Below are 17,465 nucleotides of genomic sequence, written 5' to 3'. Positions count from 1 at the left end.
TCAGCCTGCGCACCGCCGCGCTTCACGCGAGTGTGCAGTTCAGAGCCGCCCTCCTGCAGTCCCGAAGGACGAATTTGCCATGGCCAGCACCGAACAACCTGCTACCGCCACGCCCCGCCGCAAGGCCGGTCGGCACCGTGGTGAAGGTCAGTGGGGCCTGGGATACACAACGCCCCTGAACGGCACCGAACAGTTCAAGCGGGACGACGACGGTCTCAATGTGCGGACACGCATTGAGACGATCTACTCCAAGCGTGGCTTCGACTCGATCGACCCCAACGACCTGCGCGGACGCTTCCGCTGGTGGGGGCTCTACACCCAGCGCCGCCCCGGAATCGACGGCGGCCACACCGGCGCGCTGGAGCCGGAGGAGCTCGAGGACAAGTACTTCATGCTGCGGGTCCGGGTGACCGGCGGCCGGCTCACCACCGCCCAACTCCGCGTCATAGGCCAGGTGTCGCAGAAGTACGCTCGCGGCTCGGCGGACATCACGGACCGTCAGAACATCCAGCTGCACTGGGTGCGCATCGAGGACGTGCCGGCCATCTGGCGCGAGCTGGAGGCCGTCGGCCTGTCCACCACCGAGGCGTGCGGTGACTGCCCGCGCGGCATGCTGGGCTCGCCCGTCGCGGGCGTGGCCGAGGACGAGATCATCGACGGCTCCGCCGCGCTCGACGAGATCGCCCGCCGCTACCTCGGCGACCCGCGCTTCTCCAACCTGCCCCGCAAGTACAAGACCGCGGTCTCCGGCTCGCCCGTGCTGGACGTGGCGCACGAGATCAACGACATCTCGTTCGTCGGCGTCGTCCACCCCGAGCACGGCCCCGGCTTCGATCTGTGGGTCGGCGGCGGCCTGTCCACCAACCCCCGGTTCGGGGTGCGCCTGGGCGCCTGGGTGCCCGAGGAGGACGTGCCGGACGTCTGGGAGGGCGTCACCTCCATCTTCCGCGACTACGGCTACCGCCGGCTGCGCAACCGCGCCCGGCTGAAGTTCCTGATCGCCGACTGGGGCCCGGAGAAGTTCCGCCAGGTGCTGGAGGACGAGTACCTGCTGCGCAAGCTGAGCGACGGGCCCGCGCCCGAGCAGCCCAAGCAGCGCTGGCGCGACCACATGGGCGTGCACCGGCAGAAGGACGGCCGCTTCTACGTGGGCTGCGCCCCGCGCGTCGGCCGGCTGGACGGCTCCCAGATCGGCAAGATCGCCGAGCTGGCCGAGGCGCACGGCTCCGGCCGGGTCTCCACCACGGTCGAGCAGAAGCTGATCATCCTGGACGTGCCCGAGGACCGGGTCACCTCGCTGGTCGAGAGCCTCGAGGCGATGGACCTGCGGGTCAACCCCTCGACGTTCCGGCGCGGCACGATGGCCTGCACCGGCATCGAGTTCTGCAAGCTGGCGATCGTCGACACCAAGAAGCGGGGCAGCGACCTCATCGACGAACTGGAGCGCCGCCTCCCGGACTTCGACGAGCCGATCACCATCAACATCAACGGCTGCCCGAACGCCTGCGCCCGCATCCAGACCGCGGACATCGGCCTCAAGGGCCAGCTGATGATGACCGCGGACGGCGAGCAGGTCGGCGGCTACCAGGTCCACCTCGGCGGCTCGCTCGGCGTGGACGCCACCTTCGGCCGCAAGGTGCGCGGCCTCAAGGTCACCTCCGACGACCTGCCCGACTACATCGAGCGCGTCCTCGTCCGGTTCCAGGCCGAGCGCGAGGAGGGCGAGCGGTTCGCCGCCTGGGCCGCCCGCGCGAGCGTGGAGTCGCTGTCATGAGCGAGCGCGCCGCTCCGTTCCACTGCCCCTACTGCGGCGACGAGGACCTGCGCCCGCACGAGACCGGGCACGGGGCATGGGAATGCGCCTCCTGCAATCGCGCGTTCCAGCTGAGGTTCCTGGGTCTGCTGAGCCGGGGACTGCAGCGCAACGACGTGGGAGGGGACGGGACATGACGGTCGCTCAGGAGCTGGACACGCTCACCGACGACGAGCTGAGGGACCTGGCCGAGCGGGCCGGGCGCGAGCTGGAGGACGCCTCCGCGCTCGACATCCTGAAGTGGGCCGCCGACACCTTCGGCAAGCGGTTCTGCGTCACCTCCTCGATGGAGGACGCGGTCGTGGCCCACCTCGCCTCGCGCGCCATGCCGGGCGTGGACGTGGTGTTCCTCGACACCGGCTACCACTTCGAGGAGACCATCGGCACCCGCGACGCGGTCGACGCCGTGATGGACGTCAACGTCATCACGCTGACCCCGCGTCAGACGGTCGCCGAGCAGGACGCCGCGTACGGGCCGAAGCTGCACGACCGCGACCCCGACCTCTGCTGCAAGCTGCGCAAGGTCCGGCCGCTGGAAGAGGGCCTGACCGGCTACGCGGCCTGGGCGACCGGGCTGCGCCGCGACGAGTCCCCGACCCGGGCGAACACCCCGGTGGTCGGCTGGGACGAGAAGCGCCGCAAGGTCAAGATCTCGCCCATCGCCCGCTGGACCCAGGACGACGTCGACGCCTACGTCGCCGAGCACGGGGTGCTCACCAACCCGCTGCTGATGGACGGCTACGCCTCCGTCGGCTGCGCGCCCTGCACCCGCCGGGTGCTGGAGGGCGAGGACGCGCGGGCCGGCCGCTGGGCCGGGCGGGGCAAGACCGAGTGCGGGCTGCACGGCTGATGACGACTGATCAGGAGAATTCGATGAGCGTGACGGAGACGGGAGCCACCGTCTGGCTGACCGGTCTGCCGAGCGCCGGCAAGACCACCATCGCGTACGAACTCGCCGGGCGGCTGCGGGCCGAGGGCCACCGCGTCGAGGTGCTCGACGGCGACGAGATCCGCGAGTTCCTCTCGGCCGGTCTGGGCTTCTCCCGCGAGGACCGGCACACCAACGTCCAGCGGATCGGCTTCGTCGCCGAGCTGCTGGCGGCCAACGGCGTCAAGGCCCTGGTCCCGGTCATCGCCCCGTACGCGGACAGCAGGGACGCCGTCCGCAAGCGGCACGAGGCCGAGGGCACCGCGTACCTGGAGGTGCACGTGGCCACGCCGGTCGAGGTGTGCTCGGAACGCGATGTGAAGGGGCTGTACGCCAAGCAGGCGGCGGGCGAGATATCCGGGCTCACCGGGGTGGACGACCCCTACGAGGCACCCGAGTCGCCCGATCTGCGCATCGAGTCGCACCGCCAGACCGTGCAGGAGTCCGCGGCGGAGCTGTACGCGCTGCTGAGCGAGAGGGGTGCGGCGTGACGACCGTCGCGACTGTGCATGAGGGCACCGACCATCCGTACGCGCTGAGCCACCTGGACTCGCTGGAGTCCGAGGCGGTGCACATCTTCCGCGAGGTGGCGGGCGAGTTCGAGAAGCCGGTGATCCTGTTCTCCGGCGGCAAGGACTCGATCCTGATGCTGCACCTGGCGCTCAAGGCGTTCGCCCCCGCGCCGGTGCCCTTCGCGCTGCTGCACGTGGACACCGGGCACAACTTCCCCGAGGTGCTGGCCTACCGCGACCGCGTGGTCGCCGAGCACGGGCTGCGGCTGCACGTCGCGTCGGTCCAGGAGTACATCGACGCCGGCAAGCTCCGCGAGCGCCCCGACGGCACCCGCAACCCGCTGCAGACCGTGCCGCTGACCGAGGCCATCCAGCAGCACCGCTTCGACGCCGTCTTCGGCGGTGGCCGGCGCGACGAGGAGAAGGCCCGTGCCAAGGAGCGGGTGTTCTCGCTGCGCGACGAGTTCTCCCAGTGGGACCCGCGCCGCCAGCGCCCCGAGCTGTGGAACCTGTACAACGGCCGGCACGCGCCCGGTGAGCACGTCCGCGTCTTCCCGATCTCCAACTGGACCGAGCTGGACGTCTGGCAGTACATCCAGCACGAGGGCATCGAGCTCCCGTCGATCTACTTCGCCCACGAGCGCGAGGTCTTCAACCGCTCCGGGATGTGGCTGACCGCCGGCGACTGGGGCGGGCCCAAGGAGCACGAGCGGACCGAGACCCGGCAGGTGCGCTACCGCACCGTCGGCGACATGTCCTGCACCGGCGCCGTGGACTCCGACGCCACCACGCTGGACGCGGTGATCACCGAGATCGCCGCCTCCCGGCTCACCGAACGGGGCGCCACCCGTGCCGACGACAAGATGTCCGAGGCCGCGATGGAAGACCGCAAGCGCGAGGGGTACTTCTAAGATGACCACGCCCACCCAGTCGGCCGAGCTGCTCGCGGCCACCACCCTGCTGCGGTTCGCCACCGCGGGGTCGGTGGACGACGGCAAGTCCACGCTCGTCGGGCGGCTGCTGCACGACTCCAAGTCGGTCCTCACCGACCAGCTGGAGGCGGTCGAGCACGCCTCGCGCAACCGCGGTCAGGAGGCGCCGGACCTGGCGCTGCTGACCGACGGACTGCGCGCCGAGCGCGAGCAGGGCATCACCATCGATGTCGCCTACCGCTACTTCGCCACCGCCCGGCGCCGGTTCATCCTCGCCGACACGCCCGGCCATGTGCAGTACACCCGGAACATGGTCACCGGCGCCTCCACCGCCGAGCTGGCCGTGGTGCTGGTCGACGCCCGCAACGGCGTCGTCGAGCAGACCCGCCGGCACGCCGCCGTCGCCGCCCTGCTGCGCGTCCCGCACGTCGTCCTCGCCGTCAACAAGATGGACCTGGTCGACTACGCGGAGCCGGTGTTCGCCGCCATCGCCGAGGAGTTCACCGCGTACGCGGCCTCCCTCGGGGTGCCGGAGATCACCGCGATACCCATATCCGCGCTGGCCGGCGACAACGTCGTCGAGCCGTCCGCGAACATGGACTGGTACGGCGGCCCGACCGTCCTGGAGCACCTGGAGACGGTCCCGGTCAGCCACGACCTGACCGCCTGCCACGCCCGCTTCCCGGTCCAGTACGTGATCCGGCCGCAGACCGCCGAGCACCCCGACTACCGGGGCTACGCGGGCCAGATCGCGGCCGGCGTGTTCCGGGTCGGCGACGCCGTCACCGTGCTGCCCTCGGGCCGCACCACCACCATCGAGGGCATCGACCTGCTCGGCGAGAGCGTGAACATCGCCTGGGCGCCCCAGTCGGTGACGCTGCGCCTCACGGACGACATCGACGTCTCGCGCGGCGACCTCATCGCCCCGGCCGCCGACGCCCCGGTCACCACCCAGGACGTCGAGGCGACCGTCTGCCACGTCGCGGACGAGCCGCTCACCGTGGGCCGGCGGGTGCTGCTCAAGCACACCACCCGCACGGTCAAGGCGATCGTGAAGGACATCCCGTCGCGGCTGGGTCTCGACGACCTGTCCCAGCACCCGGCGCCGGGCAGGCTCGTCGCCAACGACATCGGCCGGGTCGTGGTCCGTACCGCCGAGCCGCTCGCGCTCGACGCGTACGCCGACTCCCGCCGCACCGGTTCCTTCCTGCTGATCGACCCGGCGGACGGCACCACGCTCTCGGCCGGCATGGCGGGCGCCTCGTTCGCCGCCGCCGAGGAGCCGGCTGCCGCGGACGACGACGCGGAGTGGGACTTCTGATGGGTGTCGACGTCTTCTCGACCTTCGCCAAGGAGGGCGGCCGCATCGGCAGCGGCGCGGTCGGGAGTGGGCAGGGCGGTGTCGGGCGATGTGCGCGATGACGTACGCGCACCGCCCGCGCGCCCGGCAGCACCAACCGCACCGCCCGTCCAGACGCAGACCTGCCGATCTCCCGGCCGCGCCCCCGCATATACGAGGGGCGTGAGCACCGGGCCTCCGAGAGGAACACCTCCCGTGCCTGCCCCCCGTACCACGCGGCGCCGTGGCATCGCCGCACTCGCCGCCCCGCCCCTGCTGGCCCTGGCCCTGACCGCCTGCGGCTACGGCTCGCAGGCGCCGGACGACGCGAAGGCGCACACCGCCAAGGGCGAGAAGCTGTCCGCCGACACCGTGCGCATCGGGTACTTCCCCAACCTCACCCACGCCACCGCGCTCGTGGGCGACCAGGAGGGGCTGTTCCAGAAGGAACTGGGCGGCACCCAGCTCAAGACAGCCGTCTTCAACGCCGGCCCGTCCGAGATCGAGGCGCTGAACGCCGGCTCGATCGACATCGGCTTCATCGGCCCGTCGCCGGCCATCAACGGCTACACCAAGTCCAAGGGCCAGAACCTGCGGATCATCGGGGGCTCCGCCTCCGGCGGCGTCAAGCTCGTCGTGAACCCGGAGAAGATCAGGACCACGGCCGACGTCAAGGGCAAGCGGATCACCACCCCGCAGCTCGGCAACACCCAGGACGTGGCGTTCCTCCACTGGATCTCCGAGCAGGGCTGGAAGGTCGACGCGCAGAGCGGCAAGGGCGACGTCTCCGTCATCCGCACGGACAACAAGGTGGCCCCCAACGCCTACCGCTCCGGCTCCATCGACGGCGCCTGGGTGCCCGAGCCGACCGCCGCCAAGCTGGTCGCCGAGGGCGCGAAGGAACTGCTGGACGAGTCGACGCTGTGGCCGGACGACAAGTTCGTGATCACCAACATCATCGTGTCGCAGAAGTTCCTCGACGAACACCCGGACGTCGTGGAGGCCGTGCTGCGCGGCTCCATGGCCACCAACGCCTGGATCAACGACAACCCGGACAAGGCGAAGAAGTCCGCCAACGCCGCGCTGAAGAAGCTCACCGGCAAGGAACTGCCGCCCGAGGTCATCGACCCGGCCTGGAAGTCGATCCGGATCACCGACGACCCGCTGGCCGCCACGCTCGACGCGCAGGCCGAACACGCGGTGGACGCGGGTCTGCTGGACAAGCCCGACCTCAAGGGCATCTACGACCTGAAGCCGCTCAACAAGCTCCTCAAGGCCGCGGGCAAACCCGCAGCCGACGACGCCGGACTCGGCGCCGAGTGACCAGCCGCCCGAAGACTCCCAGGAGGTGACGACCATGGCGACCACCCTCACCAAGGCCGAGGACCGCGTCGCGGTCGGGCACGCCGCCCGTATCGCGCATGTCTCGAAGTCCTTCGCCGGGCCCGCGGGCACGCAGCTGGTCCTGGACGACATCAGTCTCGATGTCGCTCCGGGCGAGTTCGTCACGCTCCTGGGAGCCTCCGGGTGCGGCAAGTCGACGCTGCTCAACCTCGTGGCCGGGCTCGACCGGCCGACCGGCGGAACCATCGAGACGCCCGGCGGCCGCCCGGCGCTGATGTTCCAGGAACACGCCCTGTTCCCGTGGCTGACCGCCGGCAAGAACATCGAACTGGCCCTGCGGCTGCGCGGGGTGCCCAAGGGGCGGCGGCGCGGCGAGGCGGAACGCCTGCTGGAGCTGGTGCGGCTGGGCGGGGCGTACGGCAAGCGGGTGCACGAGCTGTCCGGCGGCATGCGGCAGCGCGTGGCGATGGCCCGCGCGCTCGCCCAGGACAGCCAGCTGCTGCTGATGGACGAGCCGTTCGCCGCGCTCGACGCCATCACCCGCGATGTGCTGCACGACGAGCTGACCCGGATCTGGCGCGAGACCAACGTCTCGGTCCTGTTCGTCACGCACAACGTGCGCGAGGCCGTGCGCCTCGCCGAGCGCGTGGTGCTGCTCTCGTCCCGCCCCGGCCGGATCGCCCGTGAGTGGACGGTCGGCATCGAGCATCCGCGCCGCATCGAGGACACCGCCGTCGCGGAACTGTCCGTCGAGATCACCGAACAACTGCGTGGGGAGATCCGCCGTCATGGCGAGCACTGACATCAAGTCGGACGAGGCGGGGTCCGGCAGGAGCAGGCCGGACGACCTGGCCGGCCTGGAGGCCGGGCTGGACGCCCTGGACGCCGTGCAGGTGCACCGCACCCCGGTCCGCGAGGTCCTGGTGCGCAAGGTCCTGCCGCCGCTGGTCGCGGTGGCGCTGGTCCTGGTCGTCTGGGAACTGCTCGTGCGGGCGGAGGTGACGGAGGATTACAAACTGCCGTCGCCCGGCGCCGTCTGGGACAGCGCCCGCGAGATGTGGCTCCAGGGCACGCTCCTGGACGTGGTGTGGACCAGCGTCTCGCGCGGTCTGCTCGGCTTCCTGCTGTCGGTGGCGATCGGTACGCCGCTGGGGCTGCTGGTGGCGCGGGTGAGGTTCGTGCGCGCCGCGATCGGCCCCATCCTGTCCGGGCTGCAGTCGCTGCCCTCGGTGGCCTGGGTGGCGCCGGCGGTGATCTGGCTCGGGCTCGACGACAAGATGATGTTCGCGGTCATCCTGCTCGGCGCGGTGCCCTCGATCGCCAACGGTCTGGTCTCGGGCGTCGACCAGGTGCCGCCGCTGTTCCTGCGGGCGGGGCGGACCCTGGGCGCGACCGGGCTGCGGGGCACCTGGCTGATCGTGATGCCGGCCGCGCTGCCGGGCTATCTGGCGGGGCTCAAGCAGGGCTGGGCGTTCTCCTGGCGTTCGCTGATGGCCGCCGAGATCATCGCCTCCTCCCCGGAACTGGGCCTGGGCCTGGGCCAGTTGCTGGAGAACGGCCGCAACAACGCGGACATGCCGGGGATCTTCCTCGCCATCACCCTGATCCTGTTCGTCGGCATCGCCATCGACCTGCTCATCTTCAGTCCGCTGGAGCGGTGGGTGCTGCGCAGCCGCGGTCTCCTCGTCAAGAACTGAGCCGCCATGTCCTCTCCGGTCCTCCTCGTCATCGCCCACGGCAGCCGCGATCCCCGGCATGCCGCGACCGTGCACGCGCTGACCGCGCGGGTACGGGCCCTGCGGCCGGGTCTGCGGGTGGAGACCGGGTTCCTGGACTTCAACGCGCCCTCGGTGCCGCGGGTCCTGGAGCGGCTGGCCGCCGACGGCACGGACGAGGTGGTGGCGCTGCCGCTGCTGCTGACCCGCGCCTTCCACGCCAAGTCGGACATCCCGGCGGTGCTGCGCGAGGCGCGCGCGGCGCTGCCCCGGCTGCGGGTGCGCCAGGCCGCGGTGCTGGGCCCGTCGCCGCTGCTGAACGCGGCGCTGGAGCGGCGGCTGTACGAGGCCGGGGTGCGCCCCGGCGACCGAAGCTCGACCGGGCTCGTCCTGGCCTCGGCGGGCTCATCAGACCCGGAGGCGATCGCAGTGATCGCTGAAATCGCGCGGGAGCTGCGGCACACCGGTTGGTGTTCCGTGCGGCCTGCGTTCGCCTCCGCTGTTCGTGCCGGGGGCCCGTCCCGCACCGAGGACGCGGTACGGGCCCTGCGGGCCGCGGGTGTGGACCGCGTCGCGGTCGCCCCGTACGTCATCGCGCCGGGCCGCCTCCCGGACCGCATCGAGGCGGGGGCCTCGGCGGCCGGCGCGGATGTGCTGGCCGGGGTGCTGGGGCCGGCCCCGGAGCTGGCCCGGCTGCTGCTCGACCGCTACGACGAGGCGCACGCGACCGCGTCCCTGCGGGTCGCGGTCAGCGCCTGAGCCGCTCAGCCGGCGTCGATGCCACCCGTGCGGGTGCGCTTGAGTTCGAAGAAGTCGGGGTGGCCGGCGAGCACGCGGAAGCTGTCGAACAGCCGGGCCGCCTCCTCGCCGCGCGGGATCGCCCGCAGCACGGGGCCGAACCACACGGTCCCGTCGACGTGGATGGTGGGCGTGCCGACGTAGCCGCCGGCCTCCGGGTCCCGGCCCGCCTCGTGGCTGCGCCGTACGGCCTCGTCGTACCGCTCGTCGTGCGCGGCGTCCGCGAGGCGGGCGGGCAGCTCCAGTTCGGCGAGGGACTGGGCGATCACCTCGTCGAAGTCCTCGTTCTTCCGCTGGTGGATGCGGCTGCCGAGGGCGGTGTAGAGGTCGCGGAGGATCTCCTCGCCGCGCTCCTCGGCGGCGGCCGCCGCCACCCGTACCGGGCCGATCGACCGGTCGACGAGATCGCGGTACCAGTCGGGGAGTTCGTTGCCGGTGTTGTGCAGGTAGAGGCTCATGACGTGGAAGCGGAGGTCGATGGGGCGGTGCCGCTCCACCTCCAGCATCCAGCGGGAGGTGATCCAGGCGAACGGGCAGGCCGGGTCGAAGTAGAAGTCGACGGCGGGCCTGCCCTGTTCCGTGGTGGGGTGTGTGCTCATGGGCCGAGCCTAGCCAGCCGGTGGCGCACTCCCCCGGGCCATTCGGTGCCCGTCCGCCTGGGCCATTGCGGCCGGCCGTCAGGCGGCCGGGCGCCAGTGCGGGTCGCGTCCGCTGAGGGCCAGGGCGCGGGTGAAGCCGGTGGCCCCGGGGGCGTCCACCTCGTCGGTGAACCCCTCGTACTGACGGTAGAGCGCGGCGGTCCTCTCCACGGTGCCCAGCACATGGGCGGCGGCCGCGTCGGAGATCCGGAACTCCTGTCCGGTGGCGCGGGCCACGTCCCAGCCGTGCAGCACGATCTCCTCGATGAGCATCGCGGCGGTGTCGGCGGCGGGGGACGCGAAATCGCCCTCGCCGATGGGGCCCTCCCAGACGGCCGGGTCGGACCAGGCGGCGACGGCCCGGTCGAGCTGGGCTGCGTACCGCTCGGCCCAGTCGGCGTCGGCGGTGAAGTCGCGGGCGATCAGCTCCTCGGGCAGTTCGGTGCGCAGGGCCCGGTGCTCCATGCCGTGCGAGGTGTAGAGCACCCAGTGGTTGACGAGCGTGCGGACGTCCCAGTCCGCGCAGGGGGTGGCGGTCGCCTCCAGCTGTCGGGCGGTGACGCCCCGGGCCACGCGGGCGGCCTCGGCGGCGCATTCGGTCATGTGGGCGTGCTCGGTCTTCATGCGTTCCAACCTAGGCGGGCGCGCGGGGCCGGTATTGAAGAAAGGCGACAGGTGCCGGGCGAGGAGTGTGTACGGGGCACGGATAGGCTTTCCGGTACGCCGCGAGGCGATCGCGCCCGTACGAAGGAGCAGCCGCACGTGACCACCACCGCACCCCTGTCCCCCGCCGCCGGCGCGAGCCCGGTGCCGGTCGTCCGGGCCGACGAGGTCTCGCTCGTACGCGAGGGGAACGTCCTGCTGGACGGGGTGTCGCTCACCGTGCGGGGCGGGGAGCACTGGGCGCTGCTGGGGGCCAACGGAGCCGGCAAGAGCACGCTGCTCGGGCTGCTGGGGGCGGTGAACCATCCGACGCGGGGTTCGGTCGAGGTGCTGGGCCGGACGCTGGGGCGGGTGGATCTGCGGGAGCTGCGGACGCTGCTCGGCCATGTCAATCCGCGTCATCCGCTGCGTTCGCCGCTGACGGTGAACGAGGTGGTGCTGACCGGTCTGACGAACTCGGTGGAGCCGGTGCCGCGCTGGTCGCCGGGTGCGGGGCAGCGGGAGCGGGCGGCGCGGCTGCTGGCGATGCTGGGGATGGCCGGCAAGGAGGGGTCGCGCTGGCCGGCGCTGTCGCAGGGCGAGCGCGGCCGTACGCTGATCGCCCGCGCGCTGATGCCGGAACCCCGGCTGCTGCTGCTCGACGAGCCGGCGACGGGGCTCGACCTGGCCGCCCGCGAGCAGTTGCTGGACAGTCTGGACGCGCTGCGCGAGGAGCATCCGGGGCTGGCGACGGTGCTGGTGACACACCATCTGGAGGAGCTGCCCGCGTCCACGACGCACGCGTTGCTGCTGCGCGACGGACGGTGTCTGGCCTCGGGCGCGGCGGACGAGGTGCTGACCACGGAGCTGGTGAGCGAGTGCTTCGGCCATCCGGTGCGCATCAGCCGGACGGACGGCCGGTGGGCGGCGCGGGCCAGGCGGCCGCCGCGCCCCGTGGGGGAGGGCGCGGTGGCCGCCGGCGGTCGGCGGGCGGTTACTCGACGATCTTGAGGAGCTTGTTGGCCGTGCCCTCGGTGGCGTTGCCGATGGCGTCCGGGGTGGCTCCCTCGGTCAGGGCCGCGGCGACCTCGGCCGGGGTGGCGTCCGGGTGTCCGGCGAGGTAGACGGCGGCGGCTCCGACGACGTGCGGGGTCGCCATCGACGTGCCGGAGATGGTGTTGGAGCCGGTGTCGCTGTCGTTCCAGGCGGACGTGATGTCGGAGCCTGGTGCGTAGAGGTCCACGACCGGGCCGTAGTTGGAGAACGACGACTGCTGGTCGTCCACGGTGGACGAGGCGACGGTGATGGCCTCGGGGACGCGGGAGGGCGAGCCCTGGCCGGCGTCGCTCGACTCGTTGCCGGCGGCGACCGCGAAGGTGACGCCGGAGGCGATGGCCTTCTGGACGGCCGCGTCGAGCGCTTCGTCGGCGCCGCCGCCCAGACTCATGTTGGCGACGGACGGGCCCTGGTGGTGCTCGGTGACCCAGTCGATGCCGGCGACGACCTGCTCGGTGGTGCCGGAGCCGGAGTCGTCCAGGACGCGGACGGCGACGATCTCGGCGTTCTTGGCGACGCCGTAGGAGGACCCGGCTATGGTGCCGGCGACGTGGGTGCCGTGGCCGTTGCCGTCGTCGGCGCTGTCGTCGTCGTCCACGGCGTCGTAGCCGGAGGTGGCCCGGCCGCCGAACTCCTCGTGGGTGGTGCGGACTCCGGTGTCGATGACGTACGCGCTGACGCCCTCGCCCGCGCTGTCCGGGTAGGTGTAGGCGTTGTCGCCGGCGGTCTCCGTCTGGTCGATGCGGTCCAGGCCCCAGGACGGCGGGTCGTCCTGGGTGGCGTCGATGTGGAACTTCTTGTTCTGGACGACCTTGGAGACGGCCGGGTCGGCGGCGAGCCGCTTGGCCTCGGTCTCCGAAAGTCCGTTGGCGGAGAAGCCGTTGATGGCGGAGCTGTAGTCGCGCTTCAGCTTCCCGCCGTACTCCTCGGCGAGCTTCTCCTTGTCGGCCGTGTGGTCCAGCATCACGATGTAGCTGCCGGCGACCGCGGTCGCCGCGTCGGCGCCGTAGATCTTGCCCTGGGCCGGGGCGGGGGCCGCCCCGGCGAACGGGGTGCCGAGCAGGGTGATGCCGGCGGCGGCCGCCACCGCGGTGATGGAGGCGGTCAGCTTGAACCGGCGTGCGCGCTTGTGATTGGCCATGAAGAGGGGTCTCCTCGTCATTCTTTGTGGGGGGATTGGCCCCCGGCCGGAAGATCTCCGGGGGTTGGCTCGAAACCCTGGCCGATTGACGCGCGCAGATCAAGAGCCCGCTACAGCTCCGACGCACTCACCAACCTTTCGTCACAACACACCCCCGGCGGTCTCGGGATGCCCCGATCGCCTTTACGTGTAAGGGGCTTCGATCCGCCTTGTCGGGGGGAGGGCCCCTCCCCGAGGTGGAGAGGCGTGACGCGCGGTCAGGAGCAGAGCATGACGAGACGGCCTTACGGCGCCCCTACCTTCGAATGCGGAGGCGGCGGCGCGGGGCCGGTGCCGGTCACGAGGGGGCACGCCCGTCATGGGGAATGTGGATTCGGCAGCGGTGAGGGGGCCGCGGGTCAAGGGCGTCGCCGCCCGCGCGGGCGGCTGGAGTGCGCGGCACCGCTGGGCGGCGGTGACGATCTGGGTGCTGTTCGTCGTCCTGGCGATGGGCCTGGGCTCCGCGGCGGGCCGGGTCGATGTGAAGGAGAGCGAGCAGATGTCCGGCGAGGTCGGCCGGGCGGTGCAGATCATCGAGGACGCGGGGCTCAAGGCCCCGGCCGGTGAGACCGTGCTGATCCAGTCGGCGGCCGGGGACGGGCCGGTGGCCGGCTCCAAGGAGTTCCGGGCGGCCGTCGACGAGGTGATCGACGCCGTACAGGGCACCGGTGAGGTCACCGCCGTCACCTCGCCGTACACCACCGGGACCATCTCGGCGGACGGGCACAGCGCGCTGGTGCAGTTCGAGATGCGCGGCGACGCGGAGACGGCGAGCGAGCGCGTCGGCCCGGTGCTCGACGCCGTCGCGAAGGTGGACGCGAAGCACGAGGGGCTGCTGATCGAGGAGATCGGCGGCGCCAGCATGGGCAAGACGTTCGACGACGCGTTCGGCAGCGACTTCCAGCGGGCCGAGTTCTCCGCCGTACCGGTCGCGCTCGGCATTCTGCTCATCGCCTTCGGGGCGCTGGTCGCCGCGCTGCTGCCGGTCGCCCTGGCCCTCACCGCGATCATGGCGACGATGGGTCTGATGGGCGTGGTGAGCCACTTCCAGCCGATGAGTGACACCGCCAACTCCGTGATGCTGCTGGTCGGTCTGGCCGTCGGCGTCGACTACTGCCTGTTCTATCTGCGCCGGGAGCGCGAGGAGCGGGCCAAGGGCCGGGACGCCCGGACCGCGCTGATGATCGCCGCCGCGACCAGCGGGCGCGCCATCGTCGTCTCCGGTGTGACGGTCTGCGTCGCGATGGCGGGCATGCTCTTCACCGGCATCGCCGAGTTCGAGGCGATGGGCCTGGCCTCGCTGATGGTCGTGGCCGTCGCCATGGTCGGTTCGGTCACCGTGCTGCCCGCGCTGCTCTCCCTGCTCGGCGAGCGGGTCGAGAAGGGCCGGGTGCCGTTCCTGGGCCGTCTCAAGCGCTCCCGGCACGGCGGCGCGGACGGCGAGAGCCGGATCTGGCGCGCGGTGCTCACCGCGGTGCTGCGCCGGCCGTGGACCGCGGCCGTGGTCGCCGCCGGGGCGCTCGCGGCGCTCGCCCTGCCCGCGCTCGGCATGCACACCCAGAACCTCACCCTGGACCAGGAGTTCGGCGACTCGCTGCCGATCGTGCGGACCTACGACCGGCTGAACGAGGCGTTCCCCGGGGGCGCCGACCCGGCGCAGGTCGTGGTCAGGGCCGACGACATCGGCGCCGCCCCGGTCCGCAAGGCGCTGGCGGACTTCCGCAAGCAGGCGGTCGCCTCGGGCGCGTCCAAGGGTCCGGTGGACATCGTGACGCACGACGCGGAGAACGTCGCGGTCATCGATGTGCCGCTGGTCGGCGGTTCGGACCAGGAAGCGGCCGAGAAGAGCCTGGACCTGCTGCGGAACACCGTGCGCCCGGCCACGCTCGGCACGGTCGACGGGGTGGAGGCGCCGATCACCGGGCAGGTCGCCGGTTCGAAGGACTTCAACGAGCAGATCGTCGGCTCCGTCGTGCCGGTCTTCGCCTTCGTGGTCGCCTTCGCCTTCCTGCTGATGCTGCTCTGCTTCCGCTCGCTGACGGTGGCGGTCACCTCGATCGTCCTCAACCTGCTCTCGGTGGGCGCCGCCTACGGCATCCTGACCGCGATCTTCCAGCACGGCTGGGGCGCCTCGCTGGTGGGCGCCGAGGGCGTCGGCGCGATCATCTCCTGGCTGCCGCTGTTCCTCTTCGTGATCCTGTTCGGGCTCTCGATGGACTACCACGTGTTCGTGGTCTCCCGTATCCGTGAGGCCCGCCTCCAGGGCCGCACCACCCGCGATGCCATCGCCCACGGCGTGGTCACCACGGCCGGGGTGGTGACCAGCGCGGCCGTCATCATGGTCGCCGTGTTCGCCATCTTCGGCACGCTGTCGATGCAGTCCATGAAGCAGATGGGCGTCGGTCTCGCGGCGGCCGTGCTGATCGACGCGACGATCATCCGCGGGGTGCTGCTCCCGGCCACGATGGCCCTGCTGGGCGAGCGCAACTGGTACTTCCCGAAGTGGCTGCGCCGGCTGCCGGACATGACGCACGACGAGTCGTACGACGACGTGCCGGCGCCGCCCGCACCCGCACGCGGCGGCGAGGCCCCGGAGCGGGTCGGCGTCTGACCCCGAGGGTGTCCGCGCCCTCCCCCGTCCCGGAGTCCGGGGCGCGGGAGGGCGGGGACCTGCGGTCATGGCCGATCAGCTGGACCGCATCGTCAAGCTCGCCGAGTCGGGGCGCATCAGGGTCAACCTGTTGCCGTTCGACAGGAGCCCGCATCCGCTGCTTGAGGGCCTGGTCACGCTGATGTGGTTCGAGGATCAGCCGCCCATGGTGGCAGAGATCCAAGGGTCCATGGACGTTGTCCTGAGCGAGGCGCCGGCGAGGCCCCGAACGGGTGAGAAAATCGGGCCATGAACGAGATGGAAGCGCGCGAGGTGCTGGTGGCCGCCGGATTCCCCGGGGACGCCGGACTACTCGCGCTCGGCGAGAACGCGGTGTTCGCGGCCGGTGACCTCGTCGTCAAGGTCGGCCGGGACGCCGGGCGCCACCCGGAGCTGTGGGAGCGGGCGGAGCGCGAGGTGGCCGTCGCCCGGTGGCTCGCGGAGTCCGGGGTGCCCGCCGTGCGGGCGGCCGAGGCCGGGGCCCGGCTGGTCGAGGGGCATCCGGTGACCGTGTGGCACCGGCTGCCGGACGCGGTGCGCCCCGCCGAGCCGCGCGACCTCGCCCCGCTGCTGCGCGCGGTGCACGCGCTGCCCGCGCCCGAGGGGTTCGCGCTGCCGCGCCGGGAGCTGCTGGGCGGCGTCGAGCGCTGGCTGCGGCTGGCGGGCGACGCGATCGACCCGGCCGACGCGGCCTATCTGCGCGAGCGCCGCGACGGGTTCGCCGCCGCGGCCGCGGCACTGGTCCCCCACCTTCCGGCGGGCCCGATCCACGGGGACGCGCTGGCGCGCAACGTCCATGTCGGCCCGGACGGACCGGTCCTGGTGGACCTGGAGACCTTCTCCTCGGACCTGCGCGAACACGATCTGGTGGTCCTCGCGCTGTCCCGCGACCGGTACGGCCTCGCGGCCGACGCGTACGACGCGTTCACCGCTGCGTACGGCTGGGATGTGCGCGAGTGGGAGGGGTGCGCCGTGCTGCGGGGGGCACGGGAGACGGCGAGCTGTGCGTGGGTGGCGCAGCACGCGCCCTCGAACGAGGCCGCCCTGGCGGAGTTCCGGCGCCGCGTGGCATCCCTGCGCGACGGGGACGCCTCGGTGCGCTGGTATCCCTTCTGACCGGGCCCGCTACGGCCGGCCCGTGACCGTCGCGGGCTCGCGGACCGGCCAGCGGGCGTCGATCACCGCGTCCGGGGTGCCCTTGCGGCGCAGGAAGCTCTGGAAGTCCGCCGCCCATTCCGCGTACCACGCGATCTGGCGTTCGTGCAGCAGCTCCACCGTGAGGTCGGCGACCGCGCGGTGGCGGGCGGCTATCGCGTACGCCACCCGGACCGCGGCCAGCGCGTCCGCCGCCGCGTCGTGCGCGCCGCCGTGGACCACGCCGTACTCGACGCAGACCGCCTCCAGGTTCCGCTTGCCCTTGCGGTAGCGGTCGACGGCGCGGTCGATGGTGTACGGGTCGATCACGGGCCCGACCGGGGCGCCGTCGAGCCGGTCGGCGAGCGAGGGCAGTTGGTGGCGGTGCAGCTCGGCCGTGAGCAGGGTCAGGTCGAAGGCGGCGTTGTAGGCCACGACCGGGATGCCCCGGCGCCAGTAGCCGGCCAGCGTGTCGGCGACCTCGTCGGCCACCTCGCGCGCCGGGCGGCCCTCCGCGGCCGCCCGCTCACTGCTGATGCCGTGGATCGCGGACGCCTGGGCGGGGATGCGGACGCCCGGATCGGCCAGCCAGGTGTGCCGGGCGGTCGGCTCGCCGTCCCGGTCGTCGACGGCGATCACCGCGGCCGTCACGATCCGGGCCTCCAGCGGGTCCGTCCCCGTCGTCTCCAGATCGAAGCCGACCAGCGCATGCCGGTGCCAGCTCATCCCGTACCTCCTTCATGGTGCTCCCCCGGATGACGACCACCCTCGCACGGGCCACTGA

General features: G+C 72.2%; 18 protein-coding genes. 14 read left to right on the top strand and 4 right to left on the bottom strand.

The features are described from left to right. Positions 1 to 79: 79 nt before the first annotated feature. The 10 genes from OG710_RS24840 to OG710_RS24795 all read left to right on the top strand — a co-directional run bounded on the left by OG710_RS24840 (position 80) and on the right by OG710_RS24795 (position 9,342). Positions 80 to 1,774: a nitrite/sulfite reductase gene (locus OG710_RS24840; protein WP_330241290.1), complete on the top strand. Its 1,695-nt coding sequence runs from the start codon at positions 80 to 82 to the stop codon at positions 1,772 to 1,774. Then, positions 1,771 to 1,950 (top strand): hypothetical protein, encoded by a 180-nt coding sequence (locus tag OG710_RS24835; RefSeq protein ID WP_111338889.1) that lies wholly within the window; start codon positions 1,771 to 1,773, stop codon positions 1,948 to 1,950. The genes OG710_RS24840 and OG710_RS24835 overlap by 4 nt, the downstream gene beginning before the upstream one ends. Further along, entirely contained in the window at positions 1,947 to 2,663 is a 717-nt protein-coding gene (locus tag OG710_RS24830; RefSeq protein ID WP_330241289.1) for a phosphoadenylyl-sulfate reductase, read from the top strand. Before OG710_RS24835 ends, OG710_RS24830 begins: the two co-directional genes overlap by 4 nt. Further along, a complete protein-coding gene (gene cysC, locus OG710_RS24825) occupies positions 2,663 to 3,232 on the top strand; it encodes an adenylyl-sulfate kinase (protein WP_111338887.1) in 570 nt (189 codons plus the stop codon). The genes OG710_RS24830 and cysC overlap by 1 nt, the downstream gene beginning before the upstream one ends. Then, positions 3,229 to 4,164, top strand: coding sequence for a sulfate adenylyltransferase subunit CysD (cysD, locus tag OG710_RS24820; protein WP_111338886.1), 936 nt, complete (start codon positions 3,229 to 3,231; stop codon positions 4,162 to 4,164). Before cysC ends, cysD begins: the two co-directional genes overlap by 4 nt. Position 4,165: 1 nt before the next feature. Next, positions 4,166 to 5,506 (top strand): sulfate adenylyltransferase subunit 1, encoded by a 1,341-nt coding sequence (locus OG710_RS24815; RefSeq protein WP_330241288.1) that lies wholly within the window; start codon positions 4,166 to 4,168, stop codon positions 5,504 to 5,506. 234 nt (positions 5,507 to 5,740) lie between these two features. Next, on the top strand, positions 5,741 to 6,847 hold the full coding sequence (locus tag OG710_RS24810; protein WP_330241287.1) for an aliphatic sulfonate ABC transporter substrate-binding protein: 1,107 nt from the start codon (positions 5,741 to 5,743) through the stop codon (positions 6,845 to 6,847). A 34-nt stretch (positions 6,848 to 6,881) separates the two neighbouring features. After that, entirely contained in the window at positions 6,882 to 7,670 is a 789-nt protein-coding gene (locus OG710_RS24805) for an ABC transporter ATP-binding protein (protein WP_330241286.1), read from the top strand. Beyond that, complete coding sequence (locus OG710_RS24800) at positions 7,657 to 8,565, top strand: ABC transporter permease (RefSeq protein WP_330241285.1); 909 nt, start codon at positions 7,657 to 7,659, stop codon at positions 8,563 to 8,565. The genes OG710_RS24805 and OG710_RS24800 overlap by 14 nt, the downstream gene beginning before the upstream one ends. Positions 8,566 to 8,571: 6 nt before the next feature. Continuing rightward, positions 8,572 to 9,342 (top strand): sirohydrochlorin chelatase, encoded by a 771-nt coding sequence (locus tag OG710_RS24795; protein WP_330241284.1) that lies wholly within the window; start codon positions 8,572 to 8,574, stop codon positions 9,340 to 9,342. A 5-nt stretch (positions 9,343 to 9,347) separates the two neighbouring features. On the opposite strand, the gene OG710_RS24790 is transcribed toward OG710_RS24795, so the two are convergent. Together OG710_RS24790 and OG710_RS24785 are read right to left on the bottom strand one after the other, a co-directional pair. Further along, a complete protein-coding gene (locus OG710_RS24790; RefSeq protein WP_330241283.1) occupies positions 9,348 to 9,980 on the bottom strand; it encodes a mycothiol-dependent nitroreductase Rv2466c family protein in 633 nt (210 codons plus the stop codon). A 78-nt stretch (positions 9,981 to 10,058) separates the two neighbouring features. Then, positions 10,059 to 10,643, bottom strand: a complete 585-nt coding sequence (locus OG710_RS24785) for a TIGR03086 family metal-binding protein (RefSeq protein WP_330241282.1) — start codon at positions 10,641 to 10,643, stop codon at positions 10,059 to 10,061. Between the two features lie 138 nt (positions 10,644 to 10,781). Between OG710_RS24785 and OG710_RS24780 the strand changes: the two genes are divergently transcribed. Beyond that, positions 10,782 to 11,672 (top strand): ABC transporter ATP-binding protein, encoded by an 891-nt coding sequence (locus OG710_RS24780; RefSeq protein ID WP_330241281.1) that lies wholly within the window; start codon positions 10,782 to 10,784, stop codon positions 11,670 to 11,672. Here the strand turns inward: OG710_RS24780 and OG710_RS24775 are convergent. Beyond that, a complete protein-coding gene (locus OG710_RS24775; protein WP_330241280.1) occupies positions 11,656 to 12,858 on the bottom strand; it encodes a S8 family peptidase in 1,203 nt (400 codons plus the stop codon). The genes OG710_RS24780 and OG710_RS24775 overlap by 17 nt on opposite strands. Before the next feature lie 358 nt (positions 12,859 to 13,216). Between OG710_RS24775 and OG710_RS24770 the strand changes: the two genes are divergently transcribed. The 3 genes from OG710_RS24770 (at position 13,217) to OG710_RS24760 (ending at position 16,663) form a co-directional block, all read left to right on the top strand. After that, entirely contained in the window at positions 13,217 to 15,508 is a 2,292-nt protein-coding gene (locus tag OG710_RS24770; RefSeq protein ID WP_330241279.1) for an MMPL family transporter, read from the top strand. Positions 15,509 to 15,575: 67 nt separating this feature from the next. Next, complete coding sequence (locus OG710_RS24765) at positions 15,576 to 15,800, top strand: Scr1 family TA system antitoxin-like transcriptional regulator (protein ID WP_330241278.1); 225 nt, start codon at positions 15,576 to 15,578, stop codon at positions 15,798 to 15,800. Next, positions 15,797 to 16,663 carry a phosphotransferase enzyme family protein gene (locus OG710_RS24760; protein ID WP_330241277.1) on the top strand — a complete coding sequence of 289 codons (867 nt, stop codon included), beginning with the start codon at positions 15,797 to 15,799 and terminating at the stop codon, positions 16,661 to 16,663. Before OG710_RS24765 ends, OG710_RS24760 begins: the two co-directional genes overlap by 4 nt. Before the next feature lie 9 nt (positions 16,664 to 16,672). On the opposite strand, the gene OG710_RS24755 is transcribed toward OG710_RS24760, so the two are convergent. Further along, positions 16,673 to 17,407 (bottom strand): exonuclease domain-containing protein, encoded by a 735-nt coding sequence (locus OG710_RS24755; protein WP_330241276.1) that lies wholly within the window; start codon positions 17,405 to 17,407, stop codon positions 16,673 to 16,675. Between the last annotated feature and the right edge of the window lie 58 nt (positions 17,408 to 17,465).

The sequence above is a fragment of the Streptomyces sp. NBC_00525 genome (assembly GCF_036346595.1).
Lineage (GTDB): Bacteria > Actinomycetota > Actinomycetes > Streptomycetales > Streptomycetaceae > Streptomyces.
This window is presented reverse-complemented; position numbering and strand designations above follow the sequence as displayed.

What these genes read in the sequence shown, in the direction of transcription:
- OG710_RS24840 (WP_330241290.1), top strand. Translation starts at nt 80, where the DNA reads ATGGCCAGCACCGAACAACCTGCTACCGCCACGCCCCGCCGCAAGGCC.
- OG710_RS24835 (WP_111338889.1), top strand. Translation starts at nt 1,771, where the DNA reads ATGAGCGAGCGCGCCGCTCCGTTCCACTGCCCCTACTGCGGCGACGAG.
- OG710_RS24830 (WP_330241289.1), top strand. Translation starts at nt 1,947, where the DNA reads ATGACGGTCGCTCAGGAGCTGGACACGCTCACCGACGACGAGCTGAGG.
- cysC (WP_111338887.1), top strand. Translation starts at nt 2,663, where the DNA reads ATGACGACTGATCAGGAGAATTCGATGAGCGTGACGGAGACGGGAGCC.
- OG710_RS24815 (WP_330241288.1), top strand. Translation starts at nt 4,166, where the DNA reads ATGACCACGCCCACCCAGTCGGCCGAGCTGCTCGCGGCCACCACCCTG.
- OG710_RS24805 (WP_330241286.1), top strand. Translation starts at nt 6,882, where the DNA reads ATGGCGACCACCCTCACCAAGGCCGAGGACCGCGTCGCGGTCGGGCAC.
- OG710_RS24800 (WP_330241285.1), top strand. Translation starts at nt 7,657, where the DNA reads ATGGCGAGCACTGACATCAAGTCGGACGAGGCGGGGTCCGGCAGGAGC.
- OG710_RS24795 (WP_330241284.1), top strand. Translation starts at nt 8,572, where the DNA reads ATGTCCTCTCCGGTCCTCCTCGTCATCGCCCACGGCAGCCGCGATCCC.
- OG710_RS24790 (WP_330241283.1), bottom strand. Translation starts at nt 9,980, where the DNA reads ATGAGCACACACCCCACCACGGAACAGGGCAGGCCCGCCGTCGACTTC.
- OG710_RS24785 (WP_330241282.1), bottom strand. Translation starts at nt 10,643, where the DNA reads ATGAAGACCGAGCACGCCCACATGACCGAATGCGCCGCCGAGGCCGCC.
- OG710_RS24775 (WP_330241280.1), bottom strand. Translation starts at nt 12,858, where the DNA reads ATGGCCAATCACAAGCGCGCACGCCGGTTCAAGCTGACCGCCTCCATC.
- OG710_RS24770 (WP_330241279.1), top strand. Translation starts at nt 13,217, where the DNA reads ATGGGGAATGTGGATTCGGCAGCGGTGAGGGGGCCGCGGGTCAAGGGC.
- OG710_RS24765 (WP_330241278.1), top strand. Translation starts at nt 15,576, where the DNA reads ATGGCCGATCAGCTGGACCGCATCGTCAAGCTCGCCGAGTCGGGGCGC.
- OG710_RS24760 (WP_330241277.1), top strand. Translation starts at nt 15,797, where the DNA reads ATGAACGAGATGGAAGCGCGCGAGGTGCTGGTGGCCGCCGGATTCCCC.
- OG710_RS24755 (WP_330241276.1), bottom strand. Translation starts at nt 17,407, where the DNA reads ATGAGCTGGCACCGGCATGCGCTGGTCGGCTTCGATCTGGAGACGACG.